Source organism: Bacillus sp. UMB0893, assembly GCF_002858905.1.
Lineage (GTDB): Bacteria > Bacillota > Bacilli > Bacillales > Bacillaceae > Bacillus_P.
This window is the reverse complement of record NZ_PKLB01000006.1, coordinates 1-15,174: the sequence shown is the minus strand read 5'-3', so window position 1 is coordinate 15,174 and position 15,174 is coordinate 1. Positions and strand designations below refer to the sequence as shown.

Sequence of the window (15,174 nt, the reverse complement as noted above, 5' to 3'; positions counted from 1 at the left end):
TTTGTCTTCATCTGCATCACCTTATTTTCAAATTTTGTTCGTTCCCTTTCTTTAATATTTTGGCTAAAAAAAACTTAAAAATTAAGGTGTATGCTGCCAAAACAATTAGTAATCAGACATGGCCTATATTCTATGCGTAGTTAAAATTTTTTTAATCAAAACTGATATATCATGCCTTGATAGATGTTGATGATAGGCATTAAGTTGTTCATTTAACGAGTTTTGATGTTGTTCGCAAAGCAAAATGGATAGTATTTGTTCTTCAAGATTTGATTGTGAATTCCAATTTTCTAATTGAAACACGAGGCCTTGCTTTTTCAGATAGCATAAATTAATTTCCTCCTGACCAGGCAAGGCATGATACACAAAAATGGGGATTCTTTTAAATAAACATTCGCTTATTGTGACTCCGCCAGGCTTCGTTATAATCGCATCCGCCTCATGATACAACTGATTCATTTCCTCTTTTGATGAAATGTATGATAATGGAATAATCATTGGATCCTTCATCTCAGTAATAAATTGAAAAAGATTTTTGTTTTGCCCGCATAAAACCCGGTAATGAATATCATCTGTCGGATGAAGCTTTTGAATAAATGATTTGATGTCTCCTACGCCGAGGTTCCCTCCTGAAATTAGTACCGTGTATTGGTTTTGTTCTTTTGTTTCCTTTTTCTGTTCCTTTAACTTTGGATGGATGGGTACCCCAGTTACAAAAATCCGCTCTGATTCAATACCTCTGTCTTTTAAATAGTCCAAAGATTCTATGTTTGGGACGAAATGATAATCGATCTCATCTACTCCCCATATGTGATTAATAAAATAATCGGTATAAACATTGATGACAGGAATCGTAAGCTTTTTCCTTCTTTTTAATTGGTTTAGCAAATAAGAAGGCAAAGCATGTGTGCATATTATGAGGTGAGGTTTTTTTTCTTCAATTAATTTTTCCATCGAAAGTAAAAACAAGTGTTCATACATGCGGTATCGATTATGGTCCATTTCATTTTCATAAACGGATTTTCGATATATCCAGCTATACAACCTAGGAAAGTGATGGATCCATTTTAAATAAATTGATGACACTAAAGCTTCTATTTTCCCAAAACGGTAAGATAAAATATCAATTTTTTCACAGTCAAATAAGCCATTTTTTCCGGATAGGGATTCGATCATTCCATCTGCTACATGATGATGACCAGAGGATATCTGCAAGAATGGCAAGAAAAGTACCCTTATCATAAAAAATTTTCCTCGCTCTTTTTTAAAGTAGTTTGTGTTATTCGCGAGGAATCATTCTACCCACCCTCTAATTTCCAACATATTTGCGAGGAAGCTTTGCAACAATAAAAAAAGGTTAAAATCATTTACAAGGAGAAGATCTATGAGAATAAGGCTTTATATACTTTCAGCTTGGAGTATATTAGACCCTTTGTACTATTCATTTACTCGTTTGCAATACTTAAAAACGAAAGAGCAGCCCACTATATTCCGAGTAAGGCTGACACGTTACAAAGGCCGTGAAGTGGTTCTATCAGATGGAACCATGATCAAAAAGAATGATGTCCTCGTGAAAATTCATCTTCATAATGTTCAATTATTAAAAGAGCTCCTGACTGTTAACAATGATCTAAGAAAATCAATGATATTATATAAAAGGGTAAAAGAATCATTACCTCATTTAGCGTCCTATGTTTACCAGCATAAAGATGCAGATGAGATTAAGGGGATTATTGGTATAACCTTGCTTAACAAGGGGTGTACAAGGTTAGGATTTGAGATTTTCACTATTTTGAGTCCCGCTTATAATCGCTTTAAACAATTGGCACTTTTTCCTATATATTTTATATCTACAACAAAACGATCAACAAAAGAGCAAAAAATTCCATCTCCAAACTACTTATTTATGTCAAAGAAATCCTTATTAGAAAAATACGGAAATATATAAGAGAATGTCTAACAGCAGAGTTTTAATTGTCAGAAAGTGATTCACTTGAGTGCATTGAAATGATTATGACAGTTAGTGTAGAAATATTGTCACTGGAAGTATCTCCATTAATTACAGGTTACAATATCCCCTTCTTTTGCCTATAATTGTTAGGAGGAGGGGATATAATTGTTTATTTTGTTACCACTCATTATTGCGATTTTCATATTTTTATTATTTTATAAAGGTTATAAAAATACTCAAACTGTTTTGATTAACAATATTTCAATAAATAACGTTAATTCTGAGCATTCAAAAGGGTTTCGCGTATTGCATATTTCCGATATGCATCTTGAAAATATATCGATTACTCCAGAAAAAGTATATGAAAGTCTTCGTAATCAATCGATTGACTTAATTGCTTTAACAGGTGATTTTTTAGACCGAAAACGGAGCATCTCAAAGTTAGTTCCTTATTTAAAAGTGTTTAATGAATTAAACCCAAAGCACGGTATATATGCGGTTTTTGGAAATCATGATTATGTACTGAGTCATCCCGATTTCCTTAATTTAAAGCAAACATTAGAGGAATATGGATGTAAAACCATGCAAAACCAGAATGATGTACTCATGATTAATGGCAAGCGATTGAACATTATTGGGATCGATGACTTTAGTACAAATCGAAGTGAGATTGACAAATCATATCGTGGAATTTTAAATGGCTATAATCTTGTATTAACGCATGATCCGAATATAGTTCTCAGCATGAAAAACTATCATTTTGATTACTTGCTTTCTGGTCACTTTCACGGTGGACAAATTCATTGGCCAAAACCATATCATTTAATTAAAATGGGGAAATTAGTTCGGATGAACATGGTAAAAGGTTTGCATAATCACGATGGAAAACCGTTTTATATAAGTGAAGGTTTAGGGCAAACCGGAGTGAATATTCGGATAGGGAGCCGCCCTGAGATTACGATTCACAATTTAATTCTTGCATCGGCTTCAGAGGAATTTACAAAAAATATAGGAAAAACTGTGGAAGCAGTATAAACCACCCTTGGAATATGATTGGGTGGTTTTTATTAAATATAATGAAGTTTCTTTCTAAAGGAAAATAAAATTAAGCTTTCTTTTGCTCCATAAGAAATGACGGGATTTACTAAATAATAAGTAATGCTTGTTGGATAATTAAATATCTAGTTTCCTTGTACTGATCCATTTCACCATTTCAGGATCTCTATGTGAAAAGAACAAGCTCTGTTTGGTGTCTAATGTCGAAACCTTCTCCAAATCTTCTTGGCTTAACTCGAAGTCAAAGATATTGAAGTTTTCGATGATTCTTTCCTTGCGAACAGACTTTGGAATGACAACGACTCCTCTTTGTGTCAGCCAACGTAAAATCACCTGAGCAACGGATTGATTATGCTTTTTCGCAATTGAAACTAACACATCATTCTGGAAGATATCATTTTTACCTTCAGCAAAAGGTCCCCAAGACTGTATTTGCACATTATTCATTTTCATGAATTGAGCACTTTCTATTTGCTGGTTGAAAGGATGCGTTTCAACCTGGTTTACAGCAGGAATCACTTCATTATGAATGATTAAATCAATCAAGCGGTCTGGATGGAAGTTACTCACTCCGATGGCCTTGATTCTACCTTCCCGATATAATTCCTCCATCGCTCGCCAAGAACCGTATACATCACCAAATGGCTGATGTATTAAATACAAGTCCAAATAATCCAGTTGCAGTCTTTCCAGTGATTTTGCGAATGCTTTCTTTGTGCTCTCATAACCAGTATCCTGAACCCATAGTTTTGTTGTAATGAACAATTCCTCTCTTGGTACACCACTCCGTTTAATTGCTCTGCCCACTGCTTCTTCATTTAAATAAGAGGCAGCTGTATCAATCAGACGATAGCCTGCCATAAGAGCATCGTAAACTGCTTGTTCACATTCTATTGGATCATTCATTTGAAAAACACCAAAGCCTAGTATAGGCATCTCAACACCATTGTTCAAAATTACTTTTTGCATAAAAAATCCTCCTGTTTTTCACTATTAAATGATATTTATTAGCCCGCTCATTTTTCGAGATCTGAACCTGCCGGATAGCGATCTAATGACAAATTGTGACGTGCCAACTAAGAAGCTGATAAGACTTTGCATGTAAATTTTCCATGTGTTATTCATGGTTTTCAATCAACTCCTTTATCGGATAATTTGAAGGTTTTGCGAAAACATATTAATAAATAATTAAACAAACTTCCGACTTCCTTATTATGCAATAAATGAAATATCTCCTGGTATCACAATCATATCAAATGATTGCATAATCCTCTCACAACCATTTACTCAGAAAGTGAATTAGCTTTATAATGGGACCATCACGGATGAAGAAAACAAAGGAGGGTTTTATGTTTGAACAATTACACAGACATAGAGTTGAGCTCGCCAAAATCATAGAGGGTCACACAGGTCGGGACGGTTCTCAAATGACTGCTATTCCGTCTTTATTTTTCTCGCGTTATTCTAATGATACTGGACCAAATTACGGGATTCACAAGCCTTCCTTATGCATTGTCGTTCAAGGGATGAAGGAGGTATTGCTGTCACAGGAGCTCTTTAGGTACGGTCCTGCCGATTACCTTGTTGCATCCGTTAACCTGCCAATTACCGGACAAGTCACGGAAGCCTCTTCCGAAGTGCCTTATCTTGCTCTCAAACTTGAATTTACACCGAGTGAAATATTTGAGGTGTTACGAGAATTCCAAATGGGAGTCGATAAAAAGGAAAATGCTAAAAGAGGTATGTATGTCAGCAAAATAGAGCCATCTTTGCTAGACGCGGTAACAAGATTAGCTCGTTTGCTAGATACTCCGAAAGACATCAAGATACTTGCTCCTCTAATCGTGAAAGAAATCATCTATAGGGTTCTTCAAGGAGAACATGGGGGTATGCTGAAACAAATAGCAATAGAAGGAAGTTCTACCCATCAAATCAGTGACGTGATTGAACATGTCATGAATAACTATGAAAAGTCTTTTAAGATTGAGGAACTTGCGGAAATAGCAAACATGAGTATTTCTTCACTTCATCGGCACTTTAAAGAGATAACCTTGATGAGCCCAATTCAATTCCAAAAACAAATGAGACTTCAACAAGCCCGAAGCTTGTTATTATCCGAATCAGCAGATGCAGCAGATGTTGCATTTCAGGTAGGATATGAAAGTCCATCACAATTCAGCCGTGAATATTCACGCATGTTTGGTTTACCGCCAAAAGAAGATATAAAGCGCCTGAGGGAGCAGTATGAACAAAGGGTAAAAGCTTGATTCCGCTTTACGTGGGTTCATTCTATGTATTAAATATAGTGGCAGCTACACTTTAAATAATATAAAAAAGTGCATTAAACTAATCCCGGAGTAATGCACTTTTTCTTTCTGCAATTTACCTATCTTTGTACGCCATAGCTTTATCCTGCTTCCGAACAAATTTCAGAGCATAATGAGTCCCGCTAATATATATTCCCATGATGGATAGATGATCTATTAAAAATCCCATAGAGGACTTATCAATGTTCCAACCGAATGGATTATATACCGTTAACTTGTAAAACATCTCTCTCTCGAAAGAAGCTTGCACACCATAAACAACAATCAACAACGCTATGACACGCAAACCAATTGTGCGGATACGGCTGGTGCCAGTAATTCCCGTCATCTTTCGTACTGCATTAATAATTGTTCCCCAGGACATACCTATATGCACTGCCATGAAGATAAATCCCCAATATGAAGTCATCACATGTATCTGTAATAAAATCATGTTATTGTTTATAGGAATAAAGGCAAATATGTCACGGGAAATTGGCACAGAACTTAGCATCACTACAGCCATAGATACAAGAAAAAGCAAATTGACCGCAATGCTCAGAATACGTCGCACATTGTGCTTTCCCTTAAAAATCATCTTATACCATCGTCGATTTAAAGTATTGTGGGCAATAAACAACAAAAACAATATAACTCCTACTAGTTCATGGATGATATTTCCGGTAATATGGTAAGCCATTGCAACTAACAACAGAACTGTCATTGAAAGATCAATAACCAGCCTGATTAATATATTTCGATTCAAGAAGTTCTCCTCTTTCTAATATATTTAATACCTGGATGGGTCTCTGTTGATACGGTTCATTGGTGAATATATCCATATCCCGTTTAAAAACTTAATAATCCTCTATTTCTCTTGATTAAAATGGATCATCAAAAGAACCTTCTGGATAATCCCCGCTTTTTCTTCATCTTCCATTAAGCTATTTCCATGTAAAATATCCCGCGAGTCTTCGAACTTATCGTCTACCGCTTTTACCTCCCAGTGATTTATAGGGATACCTGCAATCTGAGATTCTGTACTGCTGTCCTTTGATCCTGTAAAATCTTCAAGATCATATCTCTTCATTTCATCCAACGTGTTTACGAAGTCATCCCCCTCCTGATTGGCGTGACAAGAAAAGCAGCGACCGATGTCTTCCTCGTAATCCACCGACTTGTCTCCATTGAATTCCTGGTATAGCCAATCGCCGTTACGCATCTCAGAAGGATTCTGATCTGCCCAGCCATCGCGCTTTTCCATCACGAAGATTTCATCAAGCTCTTCATCCCTATAGATTTCGAGAGTGATTACGGTGCCGTCAGGGATTGGCTGATCTTTCTGCACCGCTTTGATTGCTTCCTGGCTCGTGTAGAGCTCCTCTCTGACATTTCCTCGATTCACAGTCGTGTAGTTCACACCCTTATCGTAATTCTCAGGGAAATGAACAAGTTCACGACTGGACTCAGACTTCTCCTGCTGTGAGGTGTCACCCGGTGGCTCCTGTTTAGAAATCCCATTTGTGTCATTATTGCTGTTGCAAGCAGTAAGAGTGAGGGACATCACCAATGCAAGGGACGGAAATAATAGTTTTTTCATATTGTTTTCCTCCTACAATTTTTCGTATTTGTATTGATTCGATATCTGGGATGTGGTGCTGTATTTATGGTTATAAATTCTGATTTACCAAAGGGAACTAGCTGCTTATGTTTTTTTCATCAAGTACTTTGGGTTTTATTTTTCAACAGAATAATAGTATAGAAAAAGTAGAGGCTTTTTTATTATGCAGCAAATGAAAAAACGACCGATATCCTATTCCTCTCAAATGGTTGCCCAATCCTGCCACAATAAAAATTAAAGTTATACGCCTGTTAGTTTCACAAAATCACGCTTGCTAATTGCTAACCTAATTAAGTGGATAAAAACCATTTAAATCACCTCGAAACGTTGATATAACAAGAAAAAACAGGTCTAATTCATTTGCGAATTAGCTTGAACAGAAGGGAAACTTATTATCAATTACGATAAATTAGAATTTTCTGATATAATCATTGCATTCGAGTTCCTAAATAAGGGGGAAAAGTTGAATGAATAAACTATTGCTGACTGGATTTGAACCTTTTTTGCATTACACTTTGAATCCAACAGCTGAAATTGTTAGAGAGCTGGACGGTCGAACGATTGGAAAATATGAAGTATGCGGAAAGGTACTGCCAGTACAGTTTGCAAAAACTTGGGAGCAATGCCTTATGCATCTAGAGAATGAAAAACCTGATGCTGTCATGCTCCTCGGACTGGCCGCTGGAAGAAACAAAATAACCCCAGAGAGAGTAACTATAAATTGTGCTGATGGAGAAGCAGACAATGAAGGTGTTGCAAAACATGATGAAAAGATACAATCGGATGGACCAGCAGCTTACTTTAACACATTGCCGATTCGTACGTTTTGTGAGGGTCTTCTAAAGAAGGGATATCCTGCAGCTATATCAAATACGGCTGGCACCTATTTGTGCAATTACCTTATGTATCAGACTTTGCACTACCTCGAACAAGCAAACAGTAAGGTACCTGCAGGATTTATTCACCTCCCGGCTTCACATGATCTTGCTGTAGAAGCAGGAAATATGCCCAGCTGGTCACAACGTGATTTAACGGATGCGATTGTATGCTTAATTGATGACTTGGCATAGAAATAACGACCTTCTTTTTTAATAAAGGATAAATAATTGAAAAGATCGTGACGATATAACCCCTATACAGAGAAAATACGGGGGAATGAAAAATGTTTAAAAAGCTTCAGATTAAAATCACTTTATTTTTAGCACTTATTCTTATTGTTTCGCTTGCATCCGTTCAGCTATTTTCCTATTTTTATCTTCAATCTGAAATGAATGATGAGGCAAAGAAGAATGGTACAAGTATTGTTCAGCAGCTGAAAAGCAATATTGAAATAAGTTTACGGGATTATGAGAAAAACTTGACACGTTTTGGAAGCAATAATCAGATAAACCGTCTATTAAATGATCCAAAAAGCGAAAACGCTGGTATGATTGCTCAAGAATTTCAAACCTTTCTTGAAGCAAATGATCGAGTCGGCTTAATTTATGTAGGCAGCGAAGATAAGTCCCTTTATATAGAGCCTGAGGTTGATCTTCCTGCTGATTTTGATCCTACTTCAAGACCATGGTACATCCTTGCAAAAGATAGTCCGGACAAGGTCGTCTGGACTGAGCCTTATGAGGATGCCACAAACGGATCATTCACGGTTACAGGGGCTAAAGCCGTTGTGGAAAATAATAAAGTAATTGGCGTTGTAGCATTTGATCTTTCCTTAGAAGCAATAAATGAAATTGTTAATAGTGTCAAAGTTGGCTATGGCGGTTATTCGTTCTTGCTTGACCAAAAAGGAATCGCATTATCGCATCCGACAGAACAAGGTAAAGATTTATCAAAATTAGATTTTATGAAATCGGTTGTTGAAGAAGAAAAAGGATTAGTAGAATTTGAATTTGAATCAGACGACCGAATGCTTTATTTTGAAACAATAAATGGTTTAAACTGGAAAATAGGGGCTGTTTATAAGCAAAGTGATTTAATGGAAACGGCAAATACAGTTTCGTTCACTAGTATGCTGATTACACTTGCTGCACTGGTTATTGCGAATGTGATTGGATATTTTGTATCAAGGTCAATTGCACGGCCAATCGTTAAGCTTGGGGAAACTGCAAGAGCAGTTGCGGAAGGGGATTTAACTGTTGCGGTAAACGTTTCGTCCAAGGATGAAGTAGGGGCATTAGCAGGAAACTTTAATACCATGGTAGCAGAAATGAGAAGAATGATTGAAGAAGTAGACCTCTCTGTCACAACGCTAACTGAATCCGCAGAAAATTTAAGTGCGGTCTCAGAAGAAACAATGGCTGCGAGTGAGCAGGTTGCAGGGGCAATGGAGGATGTTGCAAGAGGAGCAACTGAGCAAACAACTGATGTTGAAAATATGAATGAACGCACAAATGATCTTTCGGTGAAAATTAATAAGGTGAATGAATCAATTGTACATATTCAGTCACTATCCATAAAATCCGAAAACGCAAGTTATGACGGACTTGAAAAATTAAATGTGCTGCAGCTAAAATCTGCTGAGTCAAACAATGAGCTCGGTTCTGTAGAAAGTGTTTTAACAGACCTTGCCGGAAAAATAAAGCAAATAGAAGAAGTTGTGACTGTTATTTCAGCCATTTCTGATCAAACGAATTTGCTTGCTCTGAATGCGAGCATTGAAGCAGCTCGTGCAGGTGAAAGCGGAAGAGGATTTGCGGTAGTTGCTGATGAGGTAAGAAAACTTGCAGAGCAATCAGCGAGAGCTACTGGAAGAATTACTGAGACCATTCTCGGCATCCAAAAAGAATCATTAAAAGCGGTTGAAGCAATGGGGCGTACAAAGGAAATGAACAATGAACAAAACCAAGCTGTTCATAATTCAGGTGAAGCCTTTCAAACCATCGTTATGATGATGGGAGAGCTTGCAAATTCAATCTCAACGGTCACCGAGGACATGAAAGAAATGAATCTTCAAAAAGAGCAGGTGATTGAATCGATTGTCAGCATTTCAGCTATAACAGAACAATCTGCTGCAGCAGCAGAAGAAGTGAATGCGTCAACAGATGAGCAGCTTAGAGCTCTCGAAACGGTAGCAGATTCCGCGGAAAATCTAAGTGAAGCTACAAAGCAGCTTCAGGAGCTCGTTAAAAAGTTTAAAATTTGATTAAAAAGGATGACGTTTTCCGTCATCCTTTTTACCATCGCAGAACTAAAATTAAACTACAGCATTTTAAGTCAGGATTTTTATAAAATAAAATAACCCGCATTCCGTCAGGATTAAATTCTGTATCTAATTCATTTACAATACCGGAAGCCCGCAAAAGTTTGATGACTAATGGTTTGTTTGATTTCTGTGCAGCTGCAATTATCATTTTGGATTGTTCTTTTGAAGCTGAAAGATAGCTCGTTAGTTTTTTTGCGTCAGCTATCAATCCATCCATCTGTGAGGCGGAATGAACAAATTGACTTGAATCAACTTCTGGAAATGGTCTGCTAATATAACGCTCATATGGAAAAGGGTCATAAAACCATGGATAATAAGGCATTGAGAAATGGTGTCGCTGCACCCGCAAAGAATTTCACCTCCGAGAGAATTTGTTTCTTATATATATGTAGGAGATCTCGTTCGTGTTATTCGAGTAAATGGTAAGAAATTGAAGGGATTAGGATCTATTTGTCGAATACGGATAGGTGTAAGACTACATTTATGAGGGGGTTCTATTCTTTATGCGTGTGCAGCCATCCATATATGTGCTGGATGATAAAACGGTTGCGGTATTTTCGGTTATCCAAGATGAGTGTACGGTTAAGATGGAGTGCTTATTGTCTGAACAAGGGATTCTGGACTACACCATAGAATTTAACGGCCCAATTGAAAAAAGAGATGAGCTGACAAAGATCGCGATGAGTGAAGCGCAATCTATTTATTTACAAACGATATCAGCTGTAAAGTAATAAGTCCCTGATAAAGGGGCCTTTTTCTTTTTCGGGATTATGAAGATAGAATCACCTAAAATTGGGTAGAAAAACAGATATAATGGACTATTGCGATAGTTGCGGTATCACGCATAGATAATTTCGCATTCTTTTCGGTGAAATTAATTTCCGTTTCCGATAAACTTTGAAGTAAGGAAGATCAAAACAAGTGTTTCGTTAACCATGCAAAATTTGATCTTTTACAGAGGAGTGTGGAAACGATGAAAAAACACAACATTGAAGAAATTACTCAATTATTGAAACGTCTTGAGAAAGAAATTCAGGAAACGAAGCAGTCACTGAGATCAATTAATAAAAGCATTGATAAGTATGATAAATACTCCTTTATAAACGTGTCATAAGACTTGGCTATAAAAGCCGGGTCTTTTTTTGCGGAATTTTTTCAAAATGCTGTTAAATACTCCTTTATAAACGTGTCATAAGACTTGGCTATAAAAGCCGGGTCTTTTTTTGTGGATTTATTTCAAAATACTGTTAAATACTTTATATTTATGTAAAAAGATTGTTTTATATCTACTCAATTGGTCGTGAATATTGTAATATAATTGCGAAGGGGTGATTGCAATTAGACTACATTTGGACTATGAAGATCTCATTCAAAGCTTAAAAGCTGTGATTTCCTCATCTATAACGAACAAAGAGTTATTGCAGCTTATCCTATCGTTCGCAGAAACGAAAAAAACGTTCCCATTCAGTCAATTGACGCATTTGCACTACACCGCTTTTGGAGGAGAAGATAAAGAGATTATTCATCTATCAGCAGCAGTTGAGCTATTGGCGCTATCATTCGACATCCTGGATGATCTAGAAGACCTAGATAACTTTGAAGAGCCATGGATGAAAGTAAATCCATCTCTCTCTCTAAATGCCGCTACAGCCATGTATACAATTAGTCTTCAAATGCTGCACGAGTTATCAAGTGAACACAAATGGAAGATCATGAGCACGTTTCAGCGTTTTGCCCTGCAAGCAATGGAAGGTCAGCATATTGATCTTCAAAATGAAATCTCCACTGAAGACGAGTGCATCTCCATGATTGAAAAAAAATCAGGTTCCCTGATTGCTTTAGCATCGCTCACAGGAGCCATGCTCGCTGATGGAGTTGGATTGGACTGCATAGAAAAGTATTCCTACCAAATAGGACTGGCTGCTCAAATCGAAAATGATTATCGTGATTTATTCCATGTACATAAAAATGACCTTGCAGCTCATAAAAAGTCCTTGGCCCTTCTTTATCTGAACAGAGGGTTTAACGACCATTCCAAAGAACTAAGCGAATTTATTTCCAGCAAACAAGGATTTGCTGATCATTTCGGAAGTATTGAAGCATTTAAATCGAAATTGTTACAATCTGGAGTTGTCCATTATTTAAATGTAATGAAGCAGATCGCCATTCAGAAGGCGACAAGCATACTTGGGGATCTTCCATTAAACGAAAATCAAATTGAGCTTCTAAAGTCTCATTTGATCATAAATCAAAATGAAAAATAAAAGGAGAGATTAAGCCATGCAAGAAATCGTAAACTTTTTAGTAGAAAATCCGGAGGTCGTAGAAAAAGTAGCAAGCGGAGAAGCTAGTTTACTAGGTGTGAAAAATGTCGAGGAAGTGTTAGGATTAGTAGAAGGACTATTGAACACGGCTAGAACGACGAATATGTACTGGTGGTAAGATTTTAATAGTTCTAATTCAATAAATAGGTGAAAAATATGAAATTTAACCTTAACAAAGTTTACTTAGTAATTGTTGTGATCAGCTTTATACTCACTGTTTATTTTGCATATATCAATGTGAAATATCCTTACTTGGGAGCAACGGTAAGAATTAATGAGGAAGAAGAACTGGTTGTTACAGCTGTAGAGCCGAATACTTGGTCAATAAAGGCTAATCTTCAGCCAGGTGATATTGTATTAAATGTTAATGGAAAAGATGCATTAAAGCACTTTCCTTCTACTAATTATGGTGTATTAGAGCAAGTGGATCATATGACCATTTTGAGAGATGGAGAAAAAATATCATATAAAGTTTCAGACACAATTATTAATAATCAAAGTCTTTTTATGTTGATAATTCCATTAACATTATATGGACTCTGTCTTTTCTGCAGTTATTTTGTATTTAAAAGCAATAGAGACTTAAACCTTCAATCAGCCTATTTATTGAATTTATTTTTACTGACAATAGCAACAGCTTATTTTAGCGCAAGTGGTTCATCCAGGGGAGATTTATTCAGCAGATATATAAATCTTTCCCTTTTTCTGTTGGTTCCTGTACTTTATTTAAATTTCATCTATAAATATTTTCTCGAATTAGGTAAAAAGTTATTTTCCAGAAAATTTATTATTGCTGGATATATTGCTGTAGCTGTAAACATCTTAGTTGAATATATTTTAGACTATCTGCTTTTTGCCTATCATATTACTAAAAGTCTAAATCTCATTACTTTTTTCATTTTAATTATTCTAACATTCGTTTTGAAGCTGTATGGTTTGAGAAAAGTCAAATATTCAGATCAAAAATATTTGGTTAAAGTCTTGATTATTACCAACATCATTGCATTTTCTCCATTTGTATTTTTGTATATTTTGCCATTTATTTTCCTTAATAAATATATATTTCCACCTACTGTTCTTTCAGCATTTTTATTACTGGTTCCTTTTTCTTTGGTATATCAGTTTATGGCTACGAAAATTTATGACATTGAATTTTTATTGGGTAGAGTCCGTTATTACTCCCTTTTAGCAGTATTGCCAACTTTAGTTATTGTTGCAATTACAATATTAGTTAAAGAAAATAACCCAACATTTTACCCGATAAAACTTTCAATTTTTACATACATCACCATGTTAATTGTGTTCTATATTAAAGAAATCCTGGATTTCCGATTCCGCTTCAAACGTTTTTCAGAGAAGTACAATTATCAGGACAGTATTTTTAAATATACGCAGAGCATTCGGAAGGCAAGCAAGCTTGATCATGTGATAGGCGAGCTGAAGCGGGTGATTACGGAAGTGTCGCTTGTGAGCAGAGCGAATTTTGTCGAAGTGGATAAGAATGAAACCATTGTGTCTGTCGATTTAAATATGAAGGATACAGATTATTCATCTTACGAAAAAGAGATCAAGAAAGCTTCGACGGAAATTGGCAAAATTATCGAGGTCGACCGCGGATTTGTGATTAATGTAGGGGAAACAGATGACAGAAGCTATGTGATGCTTTGTTTATCGATGCTGAACACGCCAAGGCTGAATCGGGATGAGATTTCGTGGCTAAAGACGCTGTCATTTTACACGAACATTTCTCTTGAGAACTTTCTTAAGATAGAAGAGCTGATGAATCATCTGCAAAAGATTAAGCGTGAAGGAAGCAATCCTGCATGGTTAACGAAAGTGCTTTTCTCAATAGAAGAGAAGCAGAGGTCCAACTTGGCTAAAGATTTGCACGATTCTGTTCTTCAGGACTTAATATCTTTAAAGCGACAATGCGAGCTTGCCTTAGCTGAGCTTGAAATGGCTCCTACTGTTTTCAGGGATCAGCTTCAGGACATGAACAGTTCAATGACAAATATCATCAAGACGACGCGGGAGACGTGCCAGGAGCTTCGTCCGCAGCTTCTATATGATTTAGGCTTAGTCAAGGCGCTAAATAAGCTGGCATCTCAATATAATGAGTCTGCTTCGTTTAGTGTGCGGCTGAATACCGGCAACTTTTCCAAATCTATGGATATTGATACACAATTAAATCTCTATCGTATTATTCAAGAGCTTTTAACGAACGCGGAGAAGCATTCCAGCGCACAAAATGTTTTGATCATGCTTGTGAGCATAAAAGACAAAATCGTCTTGCATTATGAAGATGATGGTGTTGGCTTTGATCAAAGCGAACTCTATTCCAATCAGCAGAGCATGGGTCTATCAGGAATTACTGAGAGAGTAAAAGCATTAAATGGATCGCTTCATATTGAAACGTCAATGGGCAATGGCTTTAAAGTTGTTGTCGAAATTTAATTGCTTATAGTTTAGACTTGGCATGTGCCAAGTCTTTTTTATAAAATAGAAAGAGATGGCTAGGCAGAGAGGTTGATAGCATGATACATGTATTGGTTGTGGATGACCATCCAGCAGTAAGAGAGGGCACGAAAGCGATATTAGAAACAGATTCTGATGTGAGGGTATCCTACCTGAATCCTCCCTCTATAAATATTGATATATCAACGGTTTGACCCGTTGGTGGGATGTCAAAAAAATATTTTTCGACAAACACCCTA

Annotated in this window: 15 protein-coding genes and 2 pseudogenes; 12 read left to right on the top strand and 5 right to left on the bottom strand. The window is 36.5% G+C overall.

Translation table 11 applies throughout. From position 1 onward, the window contains the following. Positions 1-123 precede the first annotated feature (123 nt). On the bottom strand, positions 124-1,242 hold the full coding sequence (locus CYJ36_RS13670; protein WP_101567826.1) for an MGDG synthase family glycosyltransferase: 1,119 nt from the start codon (positions 1,240-1,242) through the stop codon (positions 124-126). A gap of 148 nt (positions 1,243-1,390) precedes the next feature. Between CYJ36_RS13670 and CYJ36_RS13665 the strand changes: the two genes are divergently transcribed. Both CYJ36_RS13665 and CYJ36_RS13660 read left to right on the top strand, forming a co-directional pair. Continuing rightward, the gene (locus tag CYJ36_RS13665; protein ID WP_101568135.1) at positions 1,391-1,948 is read left to right on the top strand and encodes a YkoP family protein; all 558 of its coding nucleotides are present in this window, start codon (positions 1,391-1,393) and stop codon (positions 1,946-1,948) included. Between the two features lie 168 nt (positions 1,949-2,116). Continuing rightward, entirely contained in the window at positions 2,117-2,986 is an 870-nt protein-coding gene (locus CYJ36_RS13660) for a metallophosphoesterase (RefSeq protein WP_101567825.1), read from the top strand. A gap of 138 nt (positions 2,987-3,124) precedes the next feature. Here the strand turns inward: CYJ36_RS13660 and CYJ36_RS13655 are convergent, their stop codons facing one another. Continuing rightward, on the bottom strand, positions 3,125-3,976 hold the full coding sequence (locus CYJ36_RS13655) for an aldo/keto reductase (RefSeq protein ID WP_101567824.1): 852 nt from the start codon (positions 3,974-3,976) through the stop codon (positions 3,125-3,127). Between the two features lie 380 nt (positions 3,977-4,356). Between CYJ36_RS13655 and CYJ36_RS13650 the strand changes: the two genes are divergently transcribed. Continuing rightward, positions 4,357-5,274, top strand: coding sequence for an AraC family transcriptional regulator (locus CYJ36_RS13650; protein ID WP_101567823.1), 918 nt, complete (start codon positions 4,357-4,359; stop codon positions 5,272-5,274). A 115-nt stretch (positions 5,275-5,389) separates the two neighbouring features. Here the strand turns inward: CYJ36_RS13650 and CYJ36_RS13645 are convergent, their stop codons facing one another. Together CYJ36_RS13645 and CYJ36_RS13640 are read right to left on the bottom strand one after the other, a co-directional pair. Further along, positions 5,390-6,079, bottom strand: a complete 690-nt coding sequence (locus tag CYJ36_RS13645; RefSeq protein WP_101567822.1) for a DUF4405 domain-containing protein — start codon at positions 6,077-6,079, stop codon at positions 5,390-5,392. 102 nt (positions 6,080-6,181) lie between these two features. After that, positions 6,182-6,913, bottom strand: a complete 732-nt coding sequence (locus CYJ36_RS13640) for a cytochrome P460 family protein (RefSeq protein ID WP_101567821.1) — start codon at positions 6,911-6,913, stop codon at positions 6,182-6,184. Positions 6,914-7,401: 488 nt separating this feature from the next. Here CYJ36_RS13640 and CYJ36_RS13635 point away from each other — a divergent pair, with 488 nt between their 5' ends. From CYJ36_RS13635 to CYJ36_RS24840, 3 genes and pseudogenes are all read left to right on the top strand, one after another. Continuing rightward, positions 7,402-8,004 (top strand): pyroglutamyl-peptidase I, encoded by a 603-nt coding sequence (locus tag CYJ36_RS13635; protein WP_101567820.1) that lies wholly within the window; start codon positions 7,402-7,404, stop codon positions 8,002-8,004. A gap of 92 nt (positions 8,005-8,096) precedes the next feature. Beyond that, positions 8,097-9,134, top strand: a pseudogene (locus CYJ36_RS24845) (cache domain-containing protein); the annotation flags it as partial. Next, positions 9,129-10,076, top strand: coding sequence for a methyl-accepting chemotaxis protein (locus CYJ36_RS24840; RefSeq protein ID WP_374702814.1), 948 nt, complete (start codon positions 9,129-9,131; stop codon positions 10,074-10,076). The pseudogene CYJ36_RS24845 and the gene CYJ36_RS24840, both read left to right, overlap by 6 nt. A gap of 31 nt (positions 10,077-10,107) precedes the next feature. Here CYJ36_RS24840 and CYJ36_RS13625 read toward each other — a convergent pair whose 3' ends face one another. After that, positions 10,108-10,485 carry a hypothetical protein gene (locus CYJ36_RS13625; RefSeq protein WP_101567818.1) on the bottom strand — a complete coding sequence of 126 codons (378 nt, stop codon included), beginning with the start codon at positions 10,483-10,485 and terminating at the stop codon, positions 10,108-10,110. A gap of 154 nt (positions 10,486-10,639) precedes the next feature. On the opposite strand from CYJ36_RS13625, the gene CYJ36_RS13620 reads away from it, so the two are divergent. The 6 genes and pseudogenes from CYJ36_RS13620 to CYJ36_RS24835 form a co-directional block, all read left to right on the top strand. Beyond that, complete coding sequence (locus CYJ36_RS13620; RefSeq protein WP_101567817.1) at positions 10,640-10,867, top strand: hypothetical protein; 228 nt, start codon at positions 10,640-10,642, stop codon at positions 10,865-10,867. Positions 10,868-11,109: 242 nt separating this feature from the next. Next, positions 11,110-11,250: a degradation enzyme regulation protein DegQ gene (gene degQ / locus CYJ36_RS13615; protein WP_101567816.1), complete on the top strand. Its 141-nt coding sequence runs from the start codon at positions 11,110-11,112 to the stop codon at positions 11,248-11,250. A gap of 235 nt (positions 11,251-11,485) precedes the next feature. After that, positions 11,486-12,400 carry a polyprenyl synthetase family protein gene (locus CYJ36_RS13610; protein WP_219621104.1) on the top strand — a complete coding sequence of 305 codons (915 nt, stop codon included), beginning with the start codon at positions 11,486-11,488 and terminating at the stop codon, positions 12,398-12,400. A 16-nt stretch (positions 12,401-12,416) separates the two neighbouring features. Beyond that, on the top strand, positions 12,417-12,578 hold the full coding sequence (gene comX, locus CYJ36_RS13605; RefSeq protein ID WP_101567814.1) for a competence pheromone ComX: 162 nt from the start codon (positions 12,417-12,419) through the stop codon (positions 12,576-12,578). 38 nt (positions 12,579-12,616) lie between these two features. Continuing rightward, the gene (locus tag CYJ36_RS13600; RefSeq protein WP_101567813.1) at positions 12,617-14,914 is read left to right on the top strand and encodes a histidine kinase; all 2,298 of its coding nucleotides are present in this window, start codon (positions 12,617-12,619) and stop codon (positions 14,912-14,914) included. Positions 14,915-14,994: 80 nt separating this feature from the next. Then, positions 14,995-15,096: pseudogene (locus CYJ36_RS24835) on the top strand (DNA-binding response regulator); the annotation flags it as partial. Positions 15,097-15,174 lie beyond the last annotated feature (78 nt).